Source organism: Haloplanus litoreus, from assembly GCF_045690335.1.
Taxonomy (GTDB): domain Archaea; phylum Halobacteriota; class Halobacteria; order Halobacteriales; family Haloferacaceae; genus Haloplanus; species Haloplanus litoreus.
Genome location: NZ_CP147874.1, coordinates 2,816,848 through 2,841,707, shown reverse-complemented (window position 1 = coordinate 2,841,707; position 24,860 = coordinate 2,816,848). Strand labels below are relative to the sequence as shown.

Annotated in this window: 27 protein-coding genes; 16 read left to right on the top strand and 11 right to left on the bottom strand. The window is 69.2% G+C overall.

The window, feature by feature from the left end; all coding sequences use genetic code 11:
- Positions 1 to 116 precede the first annotated feature (116 nt).
- On the top strand, positions 117 to 1,892 hold the full coding sequence (locus V8686_RS15215; RefSeq protein ID WP_379705743.1) for a PAS domain-containing sensor histidine kinase: 1,776 nt from the start codon (positions 117 to 119) through the stop codon (positions 1,890 to 1,892).
- On the opposite strand, the gene V8686_RS15210 is transcribed toward V8686_RS15215, so the two are convergent.
- Positions 1,875 to 2,513, bottom strand: coding sequence for a CPBP family intramembrane glutamic endopeptidase (locus tag V8686_RS15210; protein WP_379706640.1), 639 nt, complete (start codon positions 2,511 to 2,513; stop codon positions 1,875 to 1,877). The two genes, V8686_RS15215 and V8686_RS15210, sit on opposite strands and share 18 nt — an antisense overlap.
- A gap of 25 nt (positions 2,514 to 2,538) precedes the next feature.
- Complete coding sequence (locus V8686_RS15205; protein WP_379705740.1) at positions 2,539 to 2,835, bottom strand: DUF5789 family protein; 297 nt, start codon at positions 2,833 to 2,835, stop codon at positions 2,539 to 2,541.
- A 112-nt stretch (positions 2,836 to 2,947) separates the two neighbouring features.
- Between V8686_RS15205 and V8686_RS15200 the strand changes: the two genes are divergently transcribed.
- On the top strand, positions 2,948 to 3,856 hold the full coding sequence (locus tag V8686_RS15200; RefSeq protein ID WP_379705737.1) for a DUF7139 domain-containing protein: 909 nt from the start codon (positions 2,948 to 2,950) through the stop codon (positions 3,854 to 3,856).
- Here V8686_RS15200 and V8686_RS15195 read toward each other — a convergent pair.
- Genes V8686_RS15195 through V8686_RS15180 form a run of 4 tightly spaced genes read right to left on the bottom strand, consistent with a single transcriptional unit; the run spans position 3,853 to position 7,084 of the window.
- Complete coding sequence (locus V8686_RS15195; RefSeq protein WP_379705734.1) at positions 3,853 to 4,293, bottom strand: Mut7-C RNAse domain-containing protein; 441 nt, start codon at positions 4,291 to 4,293, stop codon at positions 3,853 to 3,855. The genes V8686_RS15200 and V8686_RS15195 overlap by 4 nt on opposite strands.
- Complete coding sequence (gene polX / locus V8686_RS15190) at positions 4,293 to 6,089, bottom strand: DNA polymerase/3'-5' exonuclease PolX (RefSeq protein ID WP_379705731.1); 1,797 nt, start codon at positions 6,087 to 6,089, stop codon at positions 4,293 to 4,295. Before polX ends, V8686_RS15195 begins: the two co-directional genes overlap by 1 nt.
- Complete coding sequence (locus tag V8686_RS15185) at positions 6,086 to 6,529, bottom strand: DUF5788 family protein (protein WP_379705728.1); 444 nt, start codon at positions 6,527 to 6,529, stop codon at positions 6,086 to 6,088. Before V8686_RS15185 ends, polX begins: the two co-directional genes overlap by 4 nt.
- Positions 6,530 to 6,550: 21 nt before the next feature.
- Positions 6,551 to 7,084, bottom strand: a complete 534-nt coding sequence (locus V8686_RS15180) for a DUF21 domain-containing protein (protein WP_379705725.1) — start codon at positions 7,082 to 7,084, stop codon at positions 6,551 to 6,553.
- 83 nt (positions 7,085 to 7,167) lie between these two features.
- Between V8686_RS15180 and V8686_RS15175 the strand changes: the two genes are divergently transcribed.
- Positions 7,168 to 9,006, top strand: a complete 1,839-nt coding sequence (locus V8686_RS15175; RefSeq protein WP_379705723.1) for a flippase-like domain-containing protein — start codon at positions 7,168 to 7,170, stop codon at positions 9,004 to 9,006.
- Here the strand turns inward: V8686_RS15175 and V8686_RS15170 are convergent.
- Positions 9,003 to 9,734 (bottom strand): cobalamin-binding protein, encoded by a 732-nt coding sequence (locus V8686_RS15170; protein WP_379705720.1) that lies wholly within the window; start codon positions 9,732 to 9,734, stop codon positions 9,003 to 9,005. The two genes, V8686_RS15175 and V8686_RS15170, sit on opposite strands and share 4 nt — an antisense overlap.
- Positions 9,735 to 9,828: 94 nt before the next feature.
- On the opposite strand from V8686_RS15170, the gene V8686_RS15165 reads away from it, so the two are divergent.
- Genes V8686_RS15165 through V8686_RS15155 form a run of 3 tightly spaced genes read left to right on the top strand, consistent with a single transcriptional unit; the run spans position 9,829 to position 12,036 of the window.
- A complete protein-coding gene (locus V8686_RS15165; RefSeq protein WP_379705718.1) occupies positions 9,829 to 10,893 on the top strand; it encodes a DNA-methyltransferase in 1,065 nt (354 codons plus the stop codon).
- Positions 10,894 to 10,896: 3 nt separating this feature from the next.
- On the top strand, positions 10,897 to 11,577 hold the full coding sequence (locus tag V8686_RS15160; protein ID WP_379705715.1) for a type I 3-dehydroquinate dehydratase: 681 nt from the start codon (positions 10,897 to 10,899) through the stop codon (positions 11,575 to 11,577).
- A 48-nt stretch (positions 11,578 to 11,625) separates the two neighbouring features.
- The gene (locus V8686_RS15155) at positions 11,626 to 12,036 is read left to right on the top strand and encodes a DUF7575 domain-containing protein (RefSeq protein ID WP_379705712.1); all 411 of its coding nucleotides are present in this window, start codon (positions 11,626 to 11,628) and stop codon (positions 12,034 to 12,036) included.
- On the opposite strand, the gene V8686_RS15150 is transcribed toward V8686_RS15155, so the two are convergent.
- Positions 12,037 to 12,309, bottom strand: a complete 273-nt coding sequence (locus tag V8686_RS15150) for a winged helix-turn-helix transcriptional regulator (protein ID WP_379705709.1) — start codon at positions 12,307 to 12,309, stop codon at positions 12,037 to 12,039.
- 159 nt (positions 12,310 to 12,468) lie between these two features.
- Between V8686_RS15150 and V8686_RS15145 the strand changes: the two genes are divergently transcribed.
- The 4 genes from V8686_RS15145 (at position 12,469) to V8686_RS15130 (ending at position 16,093) form a co-directional block, all read left to right on the top strand.
- Positions 12,469 to 13,173: a class I SAM-dependent methyltransferase gene (locus tag V8686_RS15145; protein WP_379705707.1), complete on the top strand. Its 705-nt coding sequence runs from the start codon at positions 12,469 to 12,471 to the stop codon at positions 13,171 to 13,173.
- 40 nt (positions 13,174 to 13,213) lie between these two features.
- Entirely contained in the window at positions 13,214 to 14,116 is a 903-nt protein-coding gene (locus V8686_RS15140) for a glycosyltransferase family 2 protein (protein WP_379705704.1), read from the top strand.
- A gap of 72 nt (positions 14,117 to 14,188) precedes the next feature.
- Positions 14,189 to 15,802, top strand: coding sequence for a thermosome subunit alpha (gene thsA / locus V8686_RS15135; protein ID WP_379705701.1), 1,614 nt, complete (start codon positions 14,189 to 14,191; stop codon positions 15,800 to 15,802).
- Between the two features lie 72 nt (positions 15,803 to 15,874).
- A complete protein-coding gene (locus tag V8686_RS15130) occupies positions 15,875 to 16,093 on the top strand; it encodes a heavy-metal-associated domain-containing protein (RefSeq protein WP_379705698.1) in 219 nt (72 codons plus the stop codon).
- A 139-nt stretch (positions 16,094 to 16,232) separates the two neighbouring features.
- Here the strand turns inward: V8686_RS15130 and V8686_RS15125 are convergent, their stop codons facing one another.
- Together V8686_RS15125 and V8686_RS15120 are read right to left on the bottom strand one after the other, a co-directional pair.
- Positions 16,233 to 17,006, bottom strand: coding sequence for an SAM hydrolase/SAM-dependent halogenase family protein (locus V8686_RS15125; RefSeq protein ID WP_379705695.1), 774 nt, complete (start codon positions 17,004 to 17,006; stop codon positions 16,233 to 16,235).
- A complete protein-coding gene (locus tag V8686_RS15120; protein ID WP_379705692.1) occupies positions 17,003 to 17,518 on the bottom strand; it encodes a nicotinamide-nucleotide adenylyltransferase in 516 nt (171 codons plus the stop codon). The genes V8686_RS15125 and V8686_RS15120 overlap by 4 nt, the downstream gene beginning before the upstream one ends.
- A 166-nt stretch (positions 17,519 to 17,684) precedes the next feature.
- Here V8686_RS15120 and lonB point away from each other — a divergent pair, with 166 nt between their 5' ends.
- Positions 17,685 to 19,862 carry an ATP-dependent protease LonB gene (gene lonB, locus V8686_RS15115; RefSeq protein WP_379705689.1) on the top strand — a complete coding sequence of 726 codons (2,178 nt, stop codon included), beginning with the start codon at positions 17,685 to 17,687 and terminating at the stop codon, positions 19,860 to 19,862.
- 6 nt (positions 19,863 to 19,868) lie between these two features.
- Complete coding sequence (locus V8686_RS15110) at positions 19,869 to 20,627, top strand: CPBP family intramembrane glutamic endopeptidase (RefSeq protein WP_379705686.1); 759 nt, start codon at positions 19,869 to 19,871, stop codon at positions 20,625 to 20,627.
- Here V8686_RS15110 and V8686_RS15105 read toward each other — a convergent pair.
- Positions 20,624 to 21,094 carry an MGMT family protein gene (locus tag V8686_RS15105; RefSeq protein ID WP_379705683.1) on the bottom strand — a complete coding sequence of 157 codons (471 nt, stop codon included), beginning with the start codon at positions 21,092 to 21,094 and terminating at the stop codon, positions 20,624 to 20,626. The two genes, V8686_RS15110 and V8686_RS15105, sit on opposite strands and share 4 nt — an antisense overlap.
- A gap of 76 nt (positions 21,095 to 21,170) precedes the next feature.
- On the opposite strand from V8686_RS15105, the gene trpC reads away from it, so the two are divergent.
- The 4 genes from trpC to V8686_RS15085 are packed head-to-tail and all read left to right on the top strand — an operon-like array spanning position 21,171 to position 24,828.
- Entirely contained in the window at positions 21,171 to 21,926 is a 756-nt protein-coding gene (gene trpC, locus V8686_RS15100) for an indole-3-glycerol phosphate synthase (RefSeq protein WP_379706637.1), read from the top strand.
- A complete protein-coding gene (gene trpB, locus V8686_RS15095) occupies positions 21,923 to 23,173 on the top strand; it encodes a tryptophan synthase subunit beta (RefSeq protein WP_379705680.1) in 1,251 nt (416 codons plus the stop codon). The genes trpC and trpB overlap by 4 nt, the downstream gene beginning before the upstream one ends.
- Positions 23,170 to 24,009, top strand: a complete 840-nt coding sequence (gene trpA / locus V8686_RS15090; protein WP_379705678.1) for a tryptophan synthase subunit alpha — start codon at positions 23,170 to 23,172, stop codon at positions 24,007 to 24,009. The genes trpB and trpA overlap by 4 nt, the downstream gene beginning before the upstream one ends.
- Positions 24,010 to 24,036: 27 nt before the next feature.
- Positions 24,037 to 24,828: a 2-amino-3,7-dideoxy-D-threo-hept-6-ulosonate synthase gene (locus tag V8686_RS15085; protein ID WP_379705675.1), complete on the top strand. Its 792-nt coding sequence runs from the start codon at positions 24,037 to 24,039 to the stop codon at positions 24,826 to 24,828.
- Positions 24,829 to 24,860 lie beyond the last annotated feature (32 nt).

Here is a 24,860-nt window from a genome sequence, read left to right as displayed (position 1 = left end):
TATAAACGTACCTGCGGCGGTCGGTCGGCACCGCCGGTGACGTGGCCGCACCTCTCGATCCTCGCCGTGCGGCGACGACGGAAGCGTTTATTTTGGAGATGTGACTACTCCCCGGCATGAACGGGATCCGCGTCCTCGATGTCGGGGCCGGCGTCGCCGCCGACCTCGGGGAGCGGATCGACGGACGTCCGGTCGACACCGTCGCCGTGTCGACGCTATCTGCGGCCGTCGACCGGATCGACGCCGACGTCGACTGCGTCGTGACCGCCCACGACCTTCCGGACGGCGACGGGGTGGCGGTGCTCCGTGCCGTCCGCGAACGGCTCCCCGCCCTCCCGGTCGTAATCGTCGCCGAGTCGGGGAGTGAGGCGGCCGCGAGCGACGCCATCGCGGCGGGGGTGACCGACTACGTCCCTCGCTCCGCGGACGTCGACCTCGGGGCGCGGGTCGCCGCGGCGGTTCGGGACGCCACGGACGTGCCGTCGGCCGCCCGGCTGGACGCGCTACGGGACGCGTTCCCGGATCTGGGCTTCGTCGTCGACGCCGACGGGCGGATTCTGGAGGCCCTGGCCGGTCCGCAGTCCGCGACCCACCTGCCCGACGCCCCTGCGGCGCTGTCGGGGCGATGCGTCGACGGAGTCTTTCCCGCGACGCTCGCCGCGGCGACGAGGGGTGTCTTGGAGACTGGCACCGAACGCACCGTCGAGTACGACCTGGCGGCGCCGTCCGGAACGGAGTGGTTCGAGGCGCGCGTGGCGCCGGCCGACGGGAATCTGGCCGTGATCGTCTCCCGGCGGATCACCGACCGCAAGCGCGAACACCGGGACCTCCGGCGGCAGCAGTCTCACCTCTCGCAGGCCCAGAAAGTCGCCCGCATCGGCAGTTGGTACCGAAACTTCTCCTCGATGGAACTGTGGTGGTCCGAGATGGTGTACGACATCTTCGGGCGGTCACGGGACGCCGGACCGCCGACCCACGAGACGTTCCTGTCCGCCGTCCACCCCGACGACCGGGAAGACGTCACCGACCGGTGGCAGGCGGCGCTCGACGGCGAACCCTACGACGTCGAACACCGCATCCTCGTCGACGGTGAGACGCGGTGGGTCCGCGAGCGAGCGGACTTCTCCTTCGGCGACGAGGGCGATCCGGTCGAAGCCATCGGCGTCGTCCACGACATCACCGACCGCAAGGAGTACGAGCGTCGACTGGAGACGACCAACGAACGCCTCGACGTTCTCCACCGGGTCGCGCGCCACGACATCCGGAACCGCATGAACGTCGTCCTCGGCTGTGCGGCGGAGCTTCGGCGGGCCCTCGACCCCGACCGAATCCCCCTTCGCATGGTGGATCGGATCGAGACGGCGGCCGAGGAACTCCTCGGTATCGGTCGACAGCTCCGGGATGCGGACGGCGTGGTGGCGAACGACCCCGACCGACGGCCCGTCGACGTGGCGGCCCTCGTTGACGAACTGGTCGCGGAGTTCGCCGCCGACGCCCCCGACGTAGCGTGGTACACGGCCGTCCCCGACTCGCTCACGGCGCGGGCGACGCCCACGCTCGTCGTGGCGCTCGCGAACGTCATCGAGAACGCGGTCGACCACAACGAGGGCCCCCGACAGCGCGTGGCCGTCGTCACCGAACGCGACGCCGAGCAAGTCGAGATTCGCGTCGTCGACGACGGCCCGGGGATCCCCGTGGTGGAACGCGAGTTACTCGTCGGCGACCGGGAGCGGACGCAGACCGTCCACTCGAGTGGGCTGGGGCTGTGGCTCACGCGCTGGATCGTCGGCAACGCCGGTGGCTCATTCGACATCCACGAGGGACGGAACGGGGGGACGGTCGTCGTCGTCGACCTGCCCCGCGCCGTCGTCGGGTCACAGCGGCACGGGTAGCCACGAGAGCACCCGCACGACCGCCGCCGTCGGGATCAGCGGCGGGTGGAGCACCAGCCAGTCGAGCAAGGCGAGTCCGAAGCCGTGGGCGACCACCGAGGGGACGATGGACTCGCTCCGGTAGTCGACGGCACCGAAGAGCACGTCGGTCGGCGCGGACAGCAGGAGTTCGATCGGCGGTTTGTGGACGTGGTGGAAGGCGTAAATCACGGGACTGATGAAGACGCTCTTGAACCCGAGTTCGCGCACACCGACACAGAGCAACCCGCGGTAGTACGTCTCGGCGGCGGCGGCGACGACGAACTGCGCAGCGGCGTGGGGCAGGAACTGGACGAGTGCGGTGTCGGTCGCCCACATCGGGTAGTAGGTCCGGATCGTCGGGAGCGACGCCCCGACGACGTAGAAGGGCGCGACGAACAGGGCGAGGGCGACGGTGTTGCGGAGCGCGCGACGGTCGACGCGCCACCCCAGATCACGGCCGCGAGCGATGGCCAGCCCCCCCGGGAGACAGACGAACAGCGTCACGTCGCGGACGACCCGCGCCGAGAGACTGGTGGACGGCACGCTCCAGAGTGACCAGAGAACGGAGAGACAGAGTCCGGCGAGCAGAGAGGTTCGCACCCAGGAGAACCGGGGGCGGCTCACCTCACTCCTCGGCCGTGGCGACCGGTCCCGTACCGATCACCGAGCGGACCGCGGACAGGAAGGTCTGTCGGGTGTCGAAGTACGTCTCGTCGACGTCGTCGAGGACCGAATCGATCGTCCGTGGCCCGTCGGAGGTCCGGATCGTCGCGTCGCCCTCCTTCCGGCGCACGTTGCTCGCTTCCTGTGGCCAGGTGAGCCGCGAGGCGACCCGCGCGAGCGGCGCCCCCTCGACCGGTTCGCCCTCGCCGAGTTCGACCTGGGGTTCAGCCTCGTCCGCATCCTCTGCCTCGTCAGCCATGCGACGAGCTACTTCGTCCCGGGAGTTAATCCCTTCGAACCACCTGGGCTCTCCCGACCCGCTGACGCTCGTCTGACGTAGCGTTTTGTGGGTGGGCGGCATTGATCCCGATATGACCAGTCTCGGGGAGGTCTACCACGGGGACGACCGGAGCGGCCCGAGTCTCCGGCAGATCTACGCGGGGGCGAGCCTGTTCGTCGTCGGCATCGCTCTCGTGGTCGCGGGGATCGTCGTCGCCACGACCGACGTGTTACTGGGCGGTGGAACCACCCTCCTCGACGTGCGCGAGTACGGCGGCATCCTCGCCGGCCTCGGCGTGCCAGCCGTCTTCCTCGGCATCTCGGCCGTGCTGCCGGCCGAGCGCTCGACGCGTGCCGCCGCGGGAATCGGCGCCAGCGTCGCCGTCCTCGGCGTCGCGCTCTTCGCGCACGCCTACCCCTGCCGGTGGTCCGGCGCCAACTGCGCGCCCGGCATGGTGGACCTGACGCTCCCGACCGCGGGCGTCTACTTCCTCGGCGCTCTCACCACCTTCTGGTGTCTGTTCGTCGGCATCGCCAACTTCAAAACGCGAAACGACCCCGGCGGCACCGTCACGATGGAGGTCACGCGCCAGGGCGAGACGAAGGTGATCGAAGTGGACCGCTCGACGGCCCGTGGCGGCGTCGGCCTCGGTGGCAGCGCATCCGGTCCGACGCCGACCGTCGGCGCGCAGGTGAGCGACGGCGGTGCCGACGACGACGACATCCGGGAGGTGGCGAGCGTCTCGTCGTCCGAGGGCGGCGCTACGGGAGCGGAGACGACCGGTCCCCAGTCCCCGTCGACGCCGTCGGTTGGCGACACCGCCGAGACGTGGAAATCGACCGCGGCGACCGACGCGGCGACCGACGCCGCCGACCGGTACTGTGGCAACTGCGAACACTTCGAGTACGTCCGCACCGAGCGCGGCATCCAGCCCTACTGTGGCTTCCACGACGGCGTCATGGCCGACATGGACGCCTGCGAGGACTGGACGGGCCGTTAGGCCAGCCGCCGCCGCACGTCGTCCCAGTGACTTCCCTTCCAGAAGTGCCCACCACACCGCTCGCATCGCCAGACGTCGGTCGCTCCGGGGTCGGGCACGTCGGCGGGCGTCTCCGCGTGCGCCGCCACCGGGTCGAGCGGTCCGTTACACCGCCCGCAGCGCTGGGGCGTCTCGGGGAGTGAAAGCGTCACGCCCGCCGCTCGGAGTTCGCGCAACTGGCCGTCGATTCCCCGTTCGGTGAGTCGGATCGCCCCCTCGGTACTGGCGGCTAAGTCGGCGTCCCGGGTGAGCAGTCGGCGCCCCTCGCGGCGGGCCAGGTCACGGACGGCGTCGTCGGCTTCGACGTCTCGGTCGAGGGCGTAGGCGGTGTCGTAGCCACACATCCGGAGATACGTCGCTAGCTTCCCGAGCATCGCGTCACACAGGAAACGCTCCATCAGTCCAGACCGACCCGTAGGTCCGCGGCCGACAGGGCGTTGAGTACGTCGCCCCGTTCGGCCCAGCCGCGACGGGCGGTGTGGACGCCGTAGCGCCGGAAGTCGAGTTCCCCGGCCGCGTGGGCGTCGGTGTTGATCGCCACCGTCGCGCCGGCCTCGACGGCGGTCCTGATCGCCTCGTCGTGCAGGTCGAGTCGGTGGGGATTGGCGTTCACCTCGAGAGCCGTGTCGGCGTCGGCGGCCGCCGAGACCAGGCGATCGATGTCCGGGTCGAGCCCCGGACGGTCGTTGATGAGGCGGCCGGTCGGGTGGCCGAGCACGTCCGTTTCCGGGTGTTCGACGGCCGCGACGAGCCGTTCCGTCGCCGTCTCGCGGTCCTCCCCGAGGCCGCTGTGTGGCGAGGCGATCACCACATCCAGGTCCGCGAGGACGTCCGCGCCAACCGAGAGGTCGCCGTCGGCGTCGACGTTTGCCTCGACGCCGTGGAACACCTCGACGTCGGCGTCAGCGGCGGCCGCCGCGACGACGTCCATCTGCTCGCGGAGTTCGTCGTCGTCGAGGCCGACGCCGCCGACCATCCCCGGACCGGTGGCGTGGTCCGTAATGGCGAGGTAGTCGTCGCCGCGGTCGGCCGCCGCGGCGATCATCGTCTCGACCGACGCGGTGCCGTCGGACCAGTCGGTGTGCGTGTGCAGGTCGCCACGGACGTCCTCGACGGCGAGGAGGTCGGGCAATCGACCGTCCCTGGCTGCCTCGATTTCGCCCCGGTCCTCCCGGAGTTCGGGGGGGATGGGCGGCAGGTCGAGCGCGTCGTACATCTCGGCCTCCGTCGTGCCGCCGATCCGGCGGCCGACCCGCTGGCCGTCCGTCTTCCCCCCTTCGACGTCGTCGTCGGACTCCGTCCGACTGCTCGAGGGGCGAAGCGCCTCGCTACTGACGTCGAACACCCCGTACTCGTTCATCTTCAGGTCGCGCTCGATGGCGAGGTTGCGCAGGTGGACGTTGTGGTCCTTGCTCCCCGTGAAGTACTGGAGCGCCGATCCGAACTCGTCGGGGACGACCACCCGGCAGTCGATCCGCATCCCGCGGGCGCGGACGCTCGCCTTCGTCGTCCCCGACTCGATCACGTCGTCGACGGCGTCCCAGTCGAGGAAGGCGTCGACGGCCGCGGCCGCCTCCTCGCTCGCCACCAGGACGTCCACGTCGCCGATGGTCTCGCGCCACCGACGGAGCGACCCCGCGACGTCGGCGCGGGCGACGGCGTCGGCGTCGCACAGGCGCGCGAGGATCGATTCCGCGACCGGGCGGGCGTCGCCGAGGAGTTCCCGCTCCTGGGCTTGCCGGGCGAACGGAATGTGCTCCAGTATGTTCGATTCGGTCGTGGCGCCGAAGCCCGACACCTCACGGACGTCCCCCGCCTCGGCCGCGGCCTCCAGTTCGTCGAGCGTCGTGATTCCGAGCGCCTCGTAGAGTTTTCCGACCGTCTTCGGGCCGACGCCCTCGACGCTCGTCAGTGCCTTCATGTCGACGGGGAGCTCCTCGCGCAGGTCGGTCAGCTCCTCGATGTCGCCGGTCTCGACGTACTCGACGATCTTCTCCGCCAGGGCGTCGCCGACGCCGTCGATCCCCTGGACTGCGTCCCGTCCCTCCGCGACCAGCCCCTCGATTGGTGCCGGATGTTCGCGGACGTTTTCGGCGGCCCGGCGGTAGCTCCGGGGTTTGTACTCGACGCCGTTCGCCTCCAGCAGGTCGGCCATCTCTTCGAAGCGGTCGGCCACCTCGGCGTTCCGGCTCACAGCCGTCCCCGGGTACTGTGGCCCGTGTCCTCGTGACCGAGTGCCTTCCGCAGGAACTTCATCCAGCGCTTGCGGTCGGCGGCTTCCTGGGCTTCAGCCTCGCGTTCGAGGTCCGCCGGACCCAGCCCTTCGAGGGCGTTGAGCGCGCGGTCGATGCCGATGATGCTCTCGACCAGTCGCTCGCCCTCGGCGTAGCTCACCTCGCCGTCCTCGATGCGCTGGAGTCGCTGGAGTCGCTCCCGACGGAGGTTCTTTTTCGCCCGCTCGACCCGTTCTCGCTCGCCGTTCGGCACCGTGTCTCGGCGCTTGATCTCGAAGACGAACGCCTGGAGGTCCACCTCATCGCCCTGCACACCGATGGTTTCTGGGATGGTCGCGCCCACCGTCGCTCCCTCGCGGTTGACGCGTTCGAGGAGCTGCTTGCGCTCGAACTCTTTCACGCCGGGCCCTTGGCGGGCCGCTCACTTCGCTCCTTCGCTCGTGTCGGTGTACGGGTCCTCGATGTCCGGGTCGCCGCCGAGGGCGACCCCCGCGCGCCGCGTGACGAAGTCGAAGACGGCGACGACCGGAAAGAGGGCACGCTCGACGACTCGTACCGGCCGGGCGGCCCGGAGCGACCACTCCTCGGCGTTGCCCAGCCCGTAGGATTTCGGGAGGATCTCGCCGAACACGAGGACGACGCTGCTGGCCACGACGGTCGTCAGAACGACGGCGACGCCCTCCGGGAAGTGATTCGCGAGCAACACCGCGAGGATACTGGAGATGGCGACGTTGACGACGTTGTTGCCCACGAGCAGGGTCACCAGAAGGCGGTGCGGATCGGCCCGGAGATCGGCGAGGATAGCCGCCCGGTTGTCGCCGGCGCTCACACGCTCCGTGAGCCACTTCTCCGGGAGCGAGAAGACGGCGATTTCGGTGCTGGAGAAGAAGGCACTCGCGGTGAGCAGTCCCAGCAGGACGAGCGCACTCAGGATCGTCGCATCCGGCGTGTTCATGCGTGTTGTCGCGCCTACGGGGGCAAAAAGCCGAGGCCGACGAGACAGAAAGTTCTTGAGCACGGCCCGACCATCCCCGGCAAATGGATCGTTCCGGCGACCGGGTCGGCGTCGAGGTCAGCGTCGTCCTCCCCGCCTACAACGAGGAGCGGACCATCGAGGCGACGGTGGAGACGACGCTCTCGACGCTCGGCGCCTTCCTCCCGGCGGGCGCCTTCGAGGTTCTCGTCGCCGAGGACGGCTGCGACGACCGCACGCCGGACATCGCGGACCGACTCGCCGACGCGGACCCCCGCATCCGCCACGTCCACAGCGACGACCGGCTGGGACGCGGCGGCGCGCTCGAACGCGCCTTCTCGGCGGCCGCCGGCGACACCCTCGTCTACTTCGACACCGACCTCGCGACGGACATGAGCCACCTCGAAGAACTGGTCGAGCGGGTCCGCTCCGGCGAGGCGGACGTGGCGACCGGGTCGCGGTGGATGCCCGGACAGATCGCCGACCGTCCGGCGAAGCGGGGCGTCCCCTCCCGCGTCTACAACGGGCTCGTCCGGCTCTTCCTTCGGTCCCCGCTCCGCGACCACCAGTGTGGGTTCAAGGCGCTGAGCCGCGACGCCTTCGAACGCCTCCACGGAGACGTGGAAGACGAACACTGGTTCTGGGACACGGAACTGCTGGTCCGCGCCCAGCGGGCGGGACTGGAGGTGGCGGAGTTCCCCGTCGAGTGGGAGCCGAAAGGCGACACCAAGGTGGATCTGGTCCGTGACGTGTTCGGGATGGGGAGTCAGATCCTCCGACTCTGGTGGCAGGTGTCGGTGAGTCCCCGAATCACCCGGCGTGTGAGCGTCGGCGCGGGGGCGCTCCTGACGGTCCTCGCACTCGCCCTGATGACGCTGTATCTCGACCCGCAGGCCGTCCTGACGGAACTGGAGGGCGCGGACCTCCGACTGGTCGGCCTCGCGGGCGCCGTCTACCTCCTCTCGTGGCCGCTCCGGGGGAGTCGCTACCGGGACATCCTCGCCGAACTCGGCTACCGCGAGCGACTCGGCTTCCTGACCGGCGCGGTGTTCATCAGCCAGACCGGCAACCTGGTCTTCCCGGCCCGCGCGGGCGACGGCGTGCGCGCATACGTGATGAAGGCCCGGCGAGGGATCCCGTATCCGACCGGCTTCGCCTCGCTGGCGGTCGAGCGGGTGTTCGACCTGTTGACGATCACGGTTCTGGGTGGCACCGTCCTCGTCGGCTACGTCCTCACGGGGTCGACGGACGCGGTGATTTCGACGCTCTCGGGCGGCGTCCCCGGGGTCGACCCCCGGAGCGCACGGGTCGCGTTGACGGTGGCGGCGGGCGTCGCGACCGCGGCCGTCCTGGCCGTCGCGGCCATCGTCGTCTCCGCCCGGCGGGAGGGGAACCTGATCCGTCGGCTCGTCACCGGCGTCAGTTCCGACTCCTACGCCGACTACGTGGCCGGCGTCCTCGAGTCGTTCGTGGGCGACGTACAGGCCGTCGCGGCCGACCGGGCCGCCTTCGGCCGCATCGGCGCGAGCAGCCTCGTCATCTGGGCGCTCGACGTGGTGACGGCGATTCTCGTCCTCGCCGCCTTCGACGTGGCGCTGACGACGCCGACGCTCGTCGCCGTCGGCTTCTTCGCGGTGAGCGTCGGCAACCTCGCGAAGGTGCTCCCTCTCTCGCCGGGCGGGATCGGTCTCTACGAGGCGGCGTTCACCCTCCTCGTCGCGGGACTGACGCCAGTCACCGGCGCAACCGCCTTCGGTGCGGCCGTCCTCGACCACGCCGTGAAGAACCTCGTCACCGTCGCCGGCGGCGTCGTCTCGATGCTCGCGCTCAACGTCTCCCTGACGGCGGCCGTCGACGAGACGGGAGCGGCCGACGCCGACCACGACGCCGAGACGGTGGACTAAAACAGGTTGGCCAGCCGTTCGGCGCCGTCGATCAGGTTCGGACTCGGCTGGTTCAACAGGGCGTCGTCGACTACGTGGACCGCCGGGTCGACGGCCCAGTCCCGGTCGGTGATGATCGCGGGGTCGACGTCGTCACCTCGTCCACAGAGGTGGAGCACCGCGTGATCCGGGTCGGCCGCTTCCACTTCTTCGCGGGTGATCCGTCGGGAGCGCTCTCCCGGGTCGACGAAGGGGTAGCGACCGCCGGCCGCGGCGACCACCTCGGGCACCCAGTTGCCGGCGGCCATCGGGGGGTCGGCCCACTCCTCGCAGTAGACGGTCGGCCGCGAGGACGGCGCCCGGTCGCGGAGTCGGGCCAGTCGCTCGCGACTCCGGGCGGCCAGGTCCGCTCCCGCCTCGGGGCGACCGACGGCCCGCCCGAGGGCGACGAAACCCTCGATGGCGCCGTCGAGCGTCGTGGCGGTCGAGTGGTGAACGTCGAGGCCGCGGTCACGGATACCGTCGCACACCGTGGCCTGCAACGCGTCGCCGGTACAGACGAGGTCCGGTTCGAGCGATTCGAGACGGTCGAGGTCGGGGTTCAGCCACCCGCCGAGGACCGCCGCGTCGACGTCGTCCAGTTCCGCCCGACAGTGGCTCGTGACGCCGACGAGTCGGTCGGCGACCCCGAGTTCGCGGAGCGTCGCGGTGGCGGCCGGGGCGAGCGAGACGATGCGGCGTGGGGGCACGGACGAAGCCAGGGGACGGGTGCCTATGAACGTCCCGCCACGGCGGACGCCGCAACCGACACCGATACTTGCGCCGGGTGGGGAAGTGGGTGTGATGCGGACCACGCACGCGCTCCACGTCGGCGACGCGGCCGCGATGGACGGCGTCGCCGACGAGTCGGTTCCCCTCGTCGTCACGTCGCCCCCGTATCCCATGATCGACCTCTGGGACGACCTGTTCGCGAGTCGGGACCCGGACGTCCGCGCGGCTCTGGACGCGGGCGACGGCGACGCCGCCTTCGAACTCATGCACGCTCAGTTGGACGCCGTCTGGGACGAAATCGAGCGCGTACTCGAACCGGGGGGGATCGCTTGCATCAACGTCGGCGACGCCACCCGATCCATCGGCGGGCGGTTCCAGCAGTTCCCGAACCACGCCCGCATCGTCGACGCCGTTCGGGACAGGGGGCTGACGCCGCTCCCCGACGTGCTCTGGCGGAAGCCGACGAACAGCCTCACCAAGTTCATGGGGTCGGGAACGCTCCCGCCGAACGCGTACGTCACCCTCGAACACGAGTACATCCTCCTCTTCCGGAAGGGTGGGACACGCTCGTTCCCGCCGGGCGACGACCGCCGGTACGAGAGCGCATTCTTCTGGGAGGAGCGCAACGAGTGGTTCTCCGATCTGTGGGAGGTTCGGGGGGAGGCACAGGCGTTGGGCGGGAGCGAGGAGCGCCGCGACCGCTCGGCGGCCTTCCCGGTCGAGATTCCGCTCCGACTGATCAGGATGTTCTCGGTGCAGGGTGACCGGGTCCTCGACCCCTTCGCCGGGACGGGGACGACGACGCTCGCGGCCATGCTCGCCGCCCGTGACTCGCTGGGCTACGACCTCGACGGCGACCTGTTCGTCACACTGGACGACCGGACGACCGACCTGCCCACGGCGTCACGCCGCCGTGTCCGGGACCGACTGGCCCGCCACCGGGCGGCGATGGCCGACCGCGACGGCGGCTACGAGGCCGACCACTACGACTTCCGCGTCGTGACGAAGCGGGAGCGACGGATCCGCCTCTACGCCGTCGACGACGTGACGACGCGGGCGACCGAGGGGGGCCGGCGGTACGTCGTCGACCACGATCCGATCGACGGGAACGTCTTTACCGCGGACGACGGTGGGTGAGATATGGAGTTCGACTCGCTCGTACTCGCGGCGGCGACAGCCGACCTCTCGGACGAACCGGCCGCCCGCCCGCACGCCGACGCCGTGGAGTTCCGGATGGACCTCGCGGCCGATCCGCTGGCCGCACTGGACGACTACGACGGCGACCTGCCGATCCTCGCGACGAACCGCGATCCGACGGAGGGTGGCGAGGCCGAGGGGACGGAGCGGGAGCGCCTCGACGTACTGGAGGCGGCGAGCGCCCACGACGCGGTCGAAGCTATCGACGTGGAGCTATCGAGTCTGCGCGACTCGCCGGGGGCGACGTTGGCGTCGGCGGCCCGCGACCGGGGTGTCCGCGTCGTCGCGTCGCTCCACGACTTCGAGGGGACGCCCCCGGAATCACGCCTCGACGATCTGCTCGCCGCGGCGGCCGACCACGGCGACGTGGGCAAGGCGGCAGTGACGGCGACGGACCCGGGCGACGCGCTGGCGGTCCTGTCCGCGACGCACACGGCGACGGCCCGCGGCGACCGGGTGGCGACGATGGCGATGGGCGAGGCCGGCCGCCACACCCGGGCGGTCGCGCCGCTCTACGGGTCGAAGATCGGGTACGCGCCGGTCGATCCCGGCGAGGCGACGGCGCCCGGACAGTACGATCTGGCGACGCTCGCGACGCTGGTCGAGCGACTCGGCGGGCGCTGAGCGGCCGACCGAGGGTATAAGCGCGTGGCGTGCGGAGTTCGGCGGAGGATGGTCGATACGGAACGACGGGCGGTCGTCGCAGCAGTCGTCAGTCTCGCCGGTGCCGTGATCGGAATCGGCGGCGCCGGCCACGCTTACCTCCGCGAGTGGGGGCGTGCGTTCGCGTGGTTCTCGCTCGTCCTCGGGGCGGGACTGGTCCTCGTCGGCTCGTTCGCGAACCCCGAGACGGCGACGCTCGCGACGCTCCCACTTCAGGTAACCGTCCCGGTCGTGGTGTTGCTCGCGCTGAACACGGTCGACGCGTACTACGTCGCCCGGCGCGGTGACGGGGGCGGTGCGGGGACGATGCGCACCGATCCCGAGGACCCGACCGTCTCGTGTCCGTCGTGTGGACGGGATCTCGACCCGGAGCTATCCTTCTGTCCGTGGTGTGCCGGGTCGAGAAACGAGGCGGAGTAGCTACGTCCGCAGGAAGTAGACCTGCTTTCGGGCGTCCTTGAAACTGTAGCGGGACCCGACGATATCCGACTCCTCCAGACGGTTTAGTGCGTAGCGAACCGTCCGGTCGGGGAGCAGCGACTCCTCGGCGAGTTGCCCCTGCGAGAGCGGCGACTCGCCCTCTAGCACCTTGGCAACCAGTTTCGCACTCGGGGGGAGTTCGCGCAGTCGCTCGCGGTATTCGGTGGTGGTGAGTCGGTCGTCGCCGACGGCGTCGGCCGCTGTGGTGCTCATACGGCTACGTTCCGGTCGGTAGTGGTAAAGGTTGTCTCTATATGAGTGCATACACCGGAGATACCTTATATGTCATTAATCACAACGAGGGGCGGATGCCCGATCCTCCCGAAGCGGCATCCAGTACGATTTTAATCTTCGGCCCGAGAGACGCGGAACGTGAAAGGAGAGGAGTGGTATCAGACGGACGAAGTCGCCCAGGAGTACGACGCCAAGCGATTCTCACGCGGTGGGCGACTGATCGACCGCCGCGAAAAGCGGGCCGTCCTCGAAGCGCTGAACCCCCTAGAGGATCGGAAGGTCCTCGAGATCGCCTGCGGGACGGGGCGATTCACCGTCATGCTGGCCGAACGCGGCGCGGACATCGTCGGTCTGGACATCTCCTCGGCGATGATGACCCAGGGGCGAGAGAAGGCCCGGGCCGCCGGCGTGGCCGACCACATCGAGTTCCTCCGCGGGGACGCGGCGCGACTCCCCTTCCCGGACGACCACTTCGACACCGTGTTCGCGATGCGGTTTTTCCACTTGGCGGACACGCCTGCGAAGTTCCTCGCGGAGATGTGCCGCGTCTCGAAAGGGCAGGTGTTCTTCGATACGTTCAACGACCGCAGCACGCGAGTCCTCTACAACTGGCTGCTCCCGATGGGCTCGCGTCTCTACGGGCGCGAGGAGGTCGAACGCCTCATCGACGGGGCGGGGCTGACACTCGCCGACGCCAGCCACGACTTCGTCCTTCCGTACGGGTTCTACCGAAAGATCCCCAACCGACTCGCCGGCGCCTTCCGGAGCGTCGACACGGCCGTCGGCGATACGCCTCTCGGCACCCACCTCGCTTCCGTCTCGTACTGGAACGCGCACGTATAATGTGGGAATCGTTATGGTGACGGAGTCGGTGTGATCCGATATGGACCTCTCGGTAGTGATACCGACACTCAACGGCCGGGACCACCTCGCGGCGGGACTCGACGTGCTCGCCGCCCAGGTGTCGGACGCGGAGGTGGTCGTGGTCAACGGGCCGTCGACGGACGGCACTACCGGGATGCTTCGCGAACGCGACGACGTGGACGTGTTGGTCGAGGTGTCGACCCGCACCGAGAACGTCTCCCGCAACGCCGGACTGGAAGTCGCCACCGGCGACGTGGTGGCCTTCCTCCGGTACGACCTCGTGGTCGAGCCCTCGTGGCTCGCCGGCTTGACCGACGGGCTGACCGACGCGTCGGTCGTCACCGGTCCCACACACCGGACCCTCGGCGGAGGGATGACCACCGAGCAGTCGGAACACCGAACCATCGGCTCCCGCGAAGTGACCTACTTCAACGGCGGCAACGTGGCCTTCCGGCGGGCGGTCCTCGACGAACTCGACGGGTTCGACGAGTACCTCGAAACCGGCGGGGACCGCGACGCCGCTCACCGACTTGCCGCCCTCGACTACGAGGTGGCCTGGCGTCCCGACATGGGCGTTCGCCAGGAGTACTCCGCCGACGGCGGCGTCGCGACCGGTGACCGGGGCGAGGAGTTCCGAGCGCTCGCCTACCGCCTCGTGAAAAATTACGGCGTCCGCCCCGCCGCGGCGGCCAGTACGACCCGGCGTGCCGGCCGCGACGCCCTCGTCGCGGGCCGTGACGTGCTCCGCGGTGACCTCGCCCCGACCGAGTGGCTCGCCGCCGGCCGGGCCGTCCTCGGCGGCGTCGCCCGCGGGGCTGCCGACGGATTCGTCGCCCGCGTCAAGGACCGCTCACCCGCACGGAACCCCCACGGGCTCTCCGACCGCTCGAACCGCGCAGTCGCCCGCTACGACTGGCGCTGACGCCGCGTTCGTGTTCTCTCCATCACATATAGAAAGTGATATATAGAACTGCAAGCCTCCCTCCCTTCGTCTATGAGTGCTCGAACCCACCAGCCGCTGTACATTCTCACCGAAGGCGCGCAGCGAACGCAGGGCCGAAGCGCCCAGGAGTCGAACATCCGCGCGGGCAAGGTCGTCGCGAACGCGGTACGGACCACGCTCGGTCCCCGTGGGATGGACAAGATGCTCGTCGACGCCTCGGGTACCGTGGTCGTCACGAACGACGGTGCGACCATCCTCGGCGAGATGGACATCGAACATCCCGCCGCCAAGATGATCGTCGAGGTGGCCGAGTCACAGGAAGAGTCGGTCGGCGACGGCACGACCACCGCCGCCGTCCTCGCCGGTGAACTCCTCGTCCGCGCCGAAAGTCTCCTCGACGGTGACGTCCACCCCACCGTCGTCGTCGAGGGGTACGACGAGGCAGTCGGCATCGCCCTCGCTACCCTCGACGAACTGACGCTGGCCGAGAGCGAGGGAGCGGCGGCCCCTCGGAGCGACGGCGACGCCGTCGGCCTCGACGACGACCTGCTGGCGCGGGTCGCCGAATCGAGCATGACCGGCAAGGGCACCGGCGACGTGGAGGCCGACGTGCTCGCGGAGCGGGTCGTTGCCGCCGTCCGACGCGCCACCGACGACGACGGCCACGTCGACCGCGAGCGCATCCACGTCGTGCCCCGGACCGGCGCGAGTTCCGGCGCCACCCGCCTCGTCGAGGGAGTCGTCGTCGACACGGACCCCGTCGCCGACGCCATGCCCCACTCCGTCGAGGATGCCACCGTCGCCGTCGTCGACGTGAAACTCGACGTGCGCAAGGGCTCCGTCGACACCGAGTACAGCATCACTAATGCCGACCAGTTCGACGCCGCCCTGGCGGCCGAGGAGACCGAACTCCGCGGTTACGCCACGGCCCTCGCCGACGCCGACGTGGACGTCGTGTTCTGCACCGAGGCCATCGACGACCGGGTCGCGAGCCACCTCGCCCGCGAAGGGATCCTCGCGTTCGCCAACGTGAACGGAAGCGACGCCCGGGCTATCGCTCGCGCGGTCGACGCCCGACGTCTCGGCTCCCTCACCGATTTCGACGCCGACGACCTGGGCCACGCCGACGCCGTCGACATCGAGCGGTACGGCACCGACGACCTGGTCGTCGTCGAGGGCGGTGCGGCCGCGGCGGCCGCGACGCTCCTCGTGCGCGGCAGTACCGACCACGTCGTCGACGAACTCGAACGCGCCGTCACCGACGCCGTCGACGCCGCCGTCGCCGCCGTCGAATCCGGCGGCGTGGTTCCGGGAGCGGGGGCGACCGAAATCGCCCTCGCGGACGCCGTGCGCGCCGCCGCTGCGGGAGTCGAGGGCCGCAAGCAACTCGCCGTCGAGGCCTTCGCCGAGGCGCTGGACGCCCTCCCGCGTACTCTCGCCGAGAACGCGGGAATGGATCCCATCGACGCGCTGGTCGACCTGCGCGCCCGTCACGAAGCCGGCGAGCGCGTGGGCATCATCGCTGGCGGGCAACACGGCGCCGTCGACGACCCCGTCGAACACGGCATCGTCGACCCCGCCGCGGTGAAGCGGGAGGCCCTCGAGTCCGCCGCCGAGGCGGCGACGATGATCCTCCGCATCGACGACGTGATCGCGGCGCGCTGAGCGCGTCGGTTGTCGCGCTCCTATTATCGAAAAAACATTTATGTAGTAGTGAGACCGACACTTTCGGTGAGGATGTCTACACTTTCGACCCACCAGATTACTGTCGCTGACATGATGTGTAACGGCTGTGAAGACACGATCCAAGACGAGATCCGTCACGAACCGGGCGTCAGGCGGGTGAGCGCCAACCACATCGAGGAGACGGTCGAAATCGAGGGAACGGACGACATGGACGTCGACGCCTTGGTGCGGAGGATCAACGATATCGGATTCACCGCGACGCGAGACTGAACACGACCCGTCGCCGCCGTGGGGGCAGTGACCGACGGTCCCGCCCAGTCGAGCATCGACCGACTCGCCCGACTCTGCCCGACCCAGTCCGCTCCGCGCCGTCGACTCCGCGAAGTTGGTCTCCGTCGGCGCCACGTCCCTACCCCGTGGGGTCGATCCGAACCGCGTCGCCGACGGCGAGACCGAACCACTCCGCGCCGCGGCCACCGTTCACGTCGCACTCGACGTAGCCGTGACTGCCGACGGTGACGAGGGGCGCTTCCGGCTCGACGGATGCGAACGTCGACACGACGGGCACCCGGTCGCCGTTCACCGTCACCGCCTCCCGATCCTCGATGAACTCGCCGGGGACGTTGGTGACGACGTTCCCGAAGTCGTCGACGGCGAGCACTTCGCCCGAGGCGTCGCCGGCCTCGATGGTCGCCTCCGGGAGGCGCAGGTCGATCGGATCGGCCGGCGACAGGCGGTCGTGGTCGTCGAGGGTCTCCGGACCGACGGCCGCGACGGCGTCGTGGACCGTCGCGGCGAGGGGCGCGAACACGTCCCGGCCGTGAAACGTACTGGATTCCGGATCTCCGGGGTCGGCGTGAAACCAGTCGACGCCGTCGTCGTCGGCGGCGATCCGTCGTGCGGCGGGGACGAGAAGCCCGTTGTCCGGACCGACGAACGTGTGGCCGTTCGCCCGGCCGACGAGGACACCCCGGTCGGTGCCGACGCCGGGGTCGACCACTGCGAGGTGGGTCGCCGGCGGGAACGTCGGGAGCGTCTCCCGGAGCCAGAACGCCGACTCCCCGATCCGGCCGCGGGACAGGTCGTGGCTCACGTCGACGAGGCGGGCGTCGCTCTCCCGGAGGATCACGCCCTTCATCGCGGCCGGGTACGGCGTCCCGAAGTCGGAAGCGAGGGTGATCATGCGCCGTTGGTGTCGGTTTCGCTCACGCGCTGGATGCGTTCGATGCCGCCGACTTCCCGGATCACCTCGACCACCGGGTCGGGGACGAGGTGTCGCCAGTCGCCGCCCTCGATCATGCGCTCGCGGAGTTCCGTACCCTCCAGAACGTCGCGATTGAACATGGGCGACTGTCGCACCTCGACGCCGGCCTCCTCGAACAGCTGGATGACGAGCGGGTTGTTGGAGTACGCGACGTCGAACGAGGGCGACATGCTCTGGACGTGGCTCACCCAGACGGAGTTGCGGTCCAGGTCCTCGATGGGGACGACGTAGCTCGTGCAGTCGAACTCGGCGACGGACTTCGTGACCATCATGACACGCTCGCCGGCCGTGAAGGGATTCCGTCGCGAGTGGGAGTGGCCGGCGGAGCCGATGCCCAAAACGAGTTCGTCCACCTCCGAGACGATTTCCCGGACCATCCGGTGGTGGCCGTCGTGATACGGCTGGAACCGGCCGATGTAGAACCCCCGCATGGTGACGACATACGGGCGAACATTTATAAAATCGACGAGTCGGCGTACAGCGAGAATATCGCCGATAGAACGCTCACTGCGGGGGTTCTATGCCCTTCGTCGCTGATTTCAGGGGGAGAAAGTATATCAGTTGCGCACCCTTCAGTTCGACCAACGATACCGTTCTATGAACGACGACACGAACACGGACGAGCGCCCCGCCGACGGCGAGGAACGACGTTCCTCGAACAGCCGGACACAGTCCGGCGATGGCGCGGACCGGGTCGACGGCGACCCGCTCCGCGACGACACCGGTGGAGCCAACGAATGGGAGGACGACGTCCCTGCCCCGTCCGATGGACGGGTTCCGGGCGACGACCCCGACGAGGGGACCGTCGACGACCCGGACGGCGGGTCTATCGAGGACCTGGGTAGCGACGTCCAGATCGACGCCGAAATCGACGAAGACGCGGAGGACGGCCTCCTCGGTGGCCTGCAGATCGACTCGACCGCCGAGATCAAGGTCCCGGACCGGCTCGTCGATCAGGTCATCGGCCAGGAGCACGCCCGCGACGTCGTGATGAAGGCGGCCAAACAGCGCCGTCACGTCATGATGATCGGCTCGCCCGGGACGGGCAAATCGATGCTCGCGAAGGCGATGAGCGAACTCCTCCCACAGGAGGAACTGCAGGACGTTCTCGTCTACCACAACCCCGACGACGGCAACGAACCGAAGGTGCGGACGGTGCCATCGGGGAAGGGCGATCAGATCGTCGAGGCCCACAAGGAGGAGGCCCGCAAGCGCAACCAGATGCGCTCCTTCCTGATGTGGATCATCATCGCCATCGTGCTGGGCTACTCGCTCATCATCGCCGGCAACATCCTGCTCGGCATCCTCGCGGCCGGGATCATCTACCTCGCGTTCCGCTACGGGTCCCGTGGCTCGGACGCGATGATCCCGAACCTCATCGTGAACACCGCGGACCAGCAGACGGCGCCGTTCGAGGACGCAACCGGTGCCCACGCCGGTGCGCTGCTCGGCGACGTCCGCCACGACCCGTTCCAGTCCGGCGGCATGGAGACGCCGTCCCACGACCGGGTCGAACCCGGTGCCATCCACAAGGCCAACAAGGGCGTGCTGTTCATCGACGAGATCAACACGCTCGACGTGCGTTCCCAACAGCACCTCATGACGGCCATCCAGGAGGGCGAGTTCGGTATCACGGGCCAGTCCGAGCGCTCCTCGGGCGCGATGGTCCAGACCGAACCCGTCCCCTGTGACTTCGTCATGATCGCCGCGGGGAACCTCGACGCCATGGAGAACATGCACCCCGCGCTCCGCTCGCGGATCAAGGGGTACGGCTACGAGGTGTACATGGACGACACCATCGAGGACACCCCGGAGATGCGCCGGAAGTACGCCCGGTTCATCGCCCAAGAGGTCGAGAAGGACGGCCGTCTGCCCCACTTCACCGACGACGCCATCGGGGAAGTGATCCTGGAGGCACGCCGCCGTGCCGGCCGGAAGGGACACCTGACGCTCGAACTCCGGAACCTCGGCGGACTCGTTCGGGTCGCGGGCGACATCGCCCGCGCCGAGGACGCGGAGTACACGACCCGGGAGCACATCCTGCAGGCGAAGGGGCGCTCCCGAAGCATCGAACAGCAGCTCGCGGACGACTACATCCAGCGCCGCAAGGACTACGAACTGCAGGTCAGCGACGGGTTCGTTACCGGTCGCGTCAACGGCCTCGCCGTCATGGGCGAAGACTCCGGTATCGTCCTCCCCGTGATGGCCGAGGTGACGCCGTCACAGGGGCCAGGCGAAGTCATCGCCACCGGCCAACTGAAGGAGATGGCCCAGGAGGCCGTCTCCAACGTTTCGGCCATCATCAAGAAGTTCTCCGACGAGGACATCACCCAGAAGGACATCCACATCCAGTTCGTCCAGGCGGGTGAGGGCGGCGTCGACGGCGACTCCGCCTCCATCACCGTCGCCACGGCGGTCATCAGCGCCCTCGAAGGCGTGGGCGTCGACCAGTCGCTGGCGATGACCGGATCGCTCTCGGTCCGGGGCGACGTGCTCCCCGTCGGCGGTGTCACGCACAAAATCGAGGCCGCAGCCAAGACCGGCTGCACCCGGGTCATCATCCCCGAGGCCAATCTGCAGGACGTGATGATCGAGGACGAGTACGAGGAGATGATCGAGATCATCCCCGTCAGCCACATCAGCGAGGTCCTCGACGTGGCGCTCGAAGGCGAACCCGAGAAGGATTCGCTGGTCGACCGCCTCAAGACGATCACTGGCTCCGCGCTCGACAAGCAGAGCGTCAGTCAGGGTCCGAGCAGCCCCAGCCCGCAGTAACGCGATATGGCCGAGTGGGCGGCGTTCGCCGGCTTCGTCGGCGTCGTCCTCGCCGGCTTACTACTTCTCGCGCACGCGTCCGCCGACGCGCTCGACGCCGATGCCCGGAGTACCGACTTCCCGCCCACCCTCTCGGACCGCGTCGTCGACGCACCCTCCGACGCCGCGCCGCCTCCCGGCGGTCGGCACGCGACGCCGTCGACGCCCGCCCTACTCGTGAACGTGGTCGTCTCGCAGGGGCTTTTCGCGTCGATTCTGGTGGTCGGCGCGTGGCTGGCCGGCGTTCCGGCCGCGGCCCTCGGACTCTCGTCCGACGCGTTCGCGCCCGCGGTGCTCGGCGCCGGCGTCGTCCTCGGCGTGGGTCTCCACGTCGTCAACACGGTCGGGACCCGGCTGAGCGACCGCTTCGGCCTCGGCGATGCGTCGACCCTTCGGCGGGCGATGACGCCCGAATCGACCGCGGGGTGGCTCGTCCTTCTCGCGGTGGTCTTACCCCTCGTCGCCGGGTTCGAGGAACTCCTCTTTCGGGGCGTCCTGATCGGCGCCTTCGCGACCGGATTCGGACTCTCACCGTGGCTCCTCGCCGGTCTCTCCTCCGTGGCGTTCGCGCTCGGTCACGGCGCCCAGGGCCGACTGGGCGTCGTCGTCACCGGCGCCCTCGGATTCGTCCTCGCCGCCGCCTTCGTCGTCACGGGGAGTCTGACGACCGTCGTGGTCGCTCACTACCTCGTGAACGCACTGGAGTTCGTGGTCAACGAGACCTAAGTCTCTATCGAGCGGAGCCGTTCGGCCACGGCAGTCGGCGTCGCCCCGGGACCGGCGACCCGGTGATCGGGGACGAATAGCGGCACCGGATTCTCCCGGAGGGCGGTGCGCACGGTGTCGAGGTCATCTTCGTCCTCGTCGTCGAGGCCGGTCAGCCGCGCCAGCCGTGCCACGTCCACCGTCTCGCCGTAGGGGACGTTGCGGGCGGCCTCCAGCACCGCGCGCTGTTCGGACGGTACGGTGAGTCCTACCGGCACGTCGTCGAAGTGGTCCTCGGCACCGTCCAGGTAGGCGAACACGCGGTCGAGCAACGGGTGGTCCGAATCGGCGTCCGCCGGCGCCGTCTCGGGGAACGAGACGCTGATGACCCGATCCCCGGCGATACCTAGCTGAACCGCGCACTCCAGCGACGGGGCGTCGCGTGCGTAGAGTCCCTCCATGGTCGTCTGGAGGGTGGGGGAACTCATATGGATTGTCGTCGGGGGGGACGCGTGGGGACGGGACGCAAGGCTTATGTGCAAATCAGTCCGTTAGTGTACAATGATGGACGCTAATGGTGAAGAACTGGCGCCTGCGGTGCGCTCGATTCTGGCGGCCGCCCGGGAACGGTCGGGCGGCGAGGAGCGCGTGTCGGTCGACGCCCGGTCCTTCGAGGACGCCCTCGCGGCCGCCGAATCCGACGGTCGGGTGCCGGTGATCGCGGAGGTGAAGCCGACCAGTCCGACGACGGACGGGCGGCGGGACGACGACCCCGTCGCCCTCGCCTCGGCGATGGTCGAGGGCGGGGCGGCGGCGCTGTCGGTGTTGACAGAACCCGCACACTTCGGCGGATCGCCCGAGTCGCTGGCGCGGATCCGGGCGGCCGTCGACGTGCCAGTGCTGCGCAAGGATTTTATCCTGACCGAGGCCCAACTCGACCTCGTGGAGTCGGATCTGGTCCTGCTGATCGCCCGGTTCGTGGACGACCTGTCCGGCCTCGTCTCGGCCGCCGAGGATCGGGGCTTCCAGCCGCTGGTAGAAGTACACACGCGGGCGGAACTCGACCGGGCCGTCGAGGCGGGTGCGGACCTGATCGGCGTCAACAACCGTGATCTGGGGAAACTGGAGGTCGATCTCGGCACGTTCGAGTCGATTGCGCCTCACGTCCCCGACGACGTGACGCTGATCGCGGAGAGCGGTGTCGGCTCGGCCGCGGACGTCCGGCGGATGCGGTCGGCGGGCGCCGACGCCCTGCTGATCGGCAGCGCGATTATGGATGGCGACGTGACAGCGAACGTGCGGCGATTTACTACAGCATGAGTTCCCACACAGGCAAGTTCGGCGAGTACGGTGGACAGTACGTTCCCGAGGCGTTGATGCCCGCTATCGAGGAACTGGAAGACGCATACGAGCGGTACGTCCTCGACAACGAGGACGGCTTCATGGACGATTTCCGGGCACGACTGGCGGACTTCGGCGGGCGACCGACGCCCCTCCAGCGTGCGGAGCGGCTCTCGGCACGCTACGACGCGGACGTCTACCTCAAGCGCGAGGACCTGCTCCACGGCGGCGCGCACAAACTCAACAACGCGCTCGGGCAGGTTCTGTTGGCGAAGTACATGGGCAAAGAGCGGATCATCGCGGAGACGGGTGCCGGTCAGCACGGCACCGCCACGGCGATGGCGTGTGCCCACCTCGGGATGCCCTGCGAGGTGTACATGGGACGGCGCGACATCAATCGCCAGCGACCCAACGTCTTCCGGATGCGCCTCAACGGTGCGGAGGTCACCCCGGTGACCGTCGGTCGCGGCACGCTGAAAGAGGCGATCAGCGAGACGATGCGGGACTGGGCAACCAACGTCGAGGACACCCACTACGTCATCGGGTCGGTCGTCGGCCCGCACCCGTTCCCGGCGATGGTCCGTGACTTCCAGCGGGTCATCTCCGAGGAGGCCCGTCGGCAGATTCGGGAGAAGGCCGGTCGGCTCCCCGACTCGGTGCTCACCTGCGCGGGCGGTGGCTCGAACACGATGGGCCTGTTCACGGAGTTCGTCGACGACGCGGACGTCGGCCTCTACGCCGTCGAAGCCGGCGGCAGCAGTCTGGAGGTCGACGAGGAGGCGGGCGTCGCCCCCAACTCGGCGACGCTGTCGACGGGAACCGAAGGCGTCCTCCACGGGTCGCGTACCCGCATCCTCCAGGACCGCGACGGGCAGATCATGGAGTCACACAGCGTTTCGGCCGGCCTCGACTACGCTGGCGTCGGTCCAGAACTCGCCGATCTGGTCGAGCGGGACCGAGTGACCGCCGTCAACGTCGACGACGACAGCGCGCTGGAGGGGTTCCACCGCCTCTCGCAACTGGAGGGGATCATCCCCGCCCTCGAATCGGCTCACGCCCTCGGCTACGTCGAGAACCACCACGACGAGTTGGGCGACGTGATCCTCCTCAACATCTCCGGCCGCGGCGACAAGGACCTCGAAACCGTCTTGGAGGAGACCCACGGCCGCGACATCGAGGGTGCTCCCGACATCGACACGTTCGAGACGACGGGGGGATTCCAGTGAGCGACATCGCCGACGCGTTCGCGGACGGCCCCGCGTTCGTCCCCTATCTGGCGGCCGGGGACCCCGACTACGAGTCCTCGCTCGCCTACGTCGAGGCACTGGAGCGGGGCGGGGCGGACGTCATCGAACTCGGACTGCCCTTCTCCGAACCGATCGCCGAGGGACCGACCATCCAGAGCGCCATCGTCCGCGCCCTGGAGGCGGGCATGACGCCCCGGCGGTACTTCGAGTTCGTCGAGGACCTCGACGTGGACGTCCCGCTGGTCTGTATGACCTACTACAACCTGATCTACCAGTTCGGCGAGGGCGGCGGGCCGGAGGACTTCGTCCGGCGGGCCGCCGCGGCGGGTATCGACGGGTTCGTCGTCCCAGACCTGCCCGCCGAGGAGGCCGCCCCGCTCCGCGAGGCGTGTGACGAACACGACTGCGAACTCATCTTCATCGTCGCGCCGACGACGAAGGGCGAGCGTCTGGAGCGCATCATGTCGCAGGTGTCGGGCTACGTCTACGTACAGGCGCGCCTCGGGACGACCGGCGCGCGGACGGACCTCTCGGATCACACCGCCGAGAGCCTCGAACGGATCGCCGAGTGGGACGTACCCAAGGCAGTCGGCTTCGGCATCTCGTCGGGCGAGCACGCCCAGCGGGTGATCGAGGCGGGTGCCGACGGCGTCATCGTCGGCTCCGCCCTCGTCGACATCGTCGCCACGGGCGTCGAACGCGGCGACCCGGCGGTGACGGTGGCGAGTCGACTGGAGGGCAAGGCCCGCGAACTCAAAGAGGGGGCACTCCGCGGGGCGTCGGGGAACGAACGTCCGCATCCGGAACGTACATAAGCGCCACTGGTACAGGGTAACATACTGATGAACACGGGAACACGCGCGCGCCTCCGACGCATCTCGACGGACGACCGCTACCTGATCGTCCCGATGGATCACGGAGTCACGATGGGACCGGTCAAGGGTCTGGTCGACATCGAGTCGACCATCGACGCCATCACCGACGGCGGGGCCGACGCCGTCCTCACGCAGAAGGGCATCGCGTCCCGCGTCCACGACCACAAGAACGGCGCCGGCTACATCGTCCACCTCAACGGCTCGACGAATATCGGTCCCGACGAGGACGACAAACGTCGGACCGGCACGGTCGAGGCGGCGCTCCGAGCCGGGGCCGACGCCGTCTCCTTCCACATCAACGTCGGCTCCCAGTACGAACCCGAGCAGATGACCGACCTCGCACGCGTGACCGAACGCGCCGAGGAACTGGGCGTCCCGACGCTCGCCATGGCCTACGCCCGCGGCCCGGGCATCGCGGAGGACGACCCCGAGGCGCTGGGACACGCCGTCCGCCTCGCCGAGGAACTCGGCGCCGACGTGGTCAAGACCGGCTACAGCGGCGACGGCGACAGCTTCGGGCCGGTCTGTGACGGCACACGCCTGCCCGTCGTCATCGCGGGCGGGAGCCGCGGCACCGACCGCCAGACCGTCGAGATGGTCCGTGGGGCGATGGACGGCGGGGCCGCCGGCGTCTCCATGGGTCGCTCCATCTTCCAACACGACGACCCCGGCGCCATCACGCGAGCCATCTCGGCGGTCATTCACGACGACGCGGGCGTCGACGAGGCGCTCCGGCGTGGCGGTCTGCTCGAAGCTTAAGCATCCGCCACGTTGAAGCCCGGCCCCGTTGA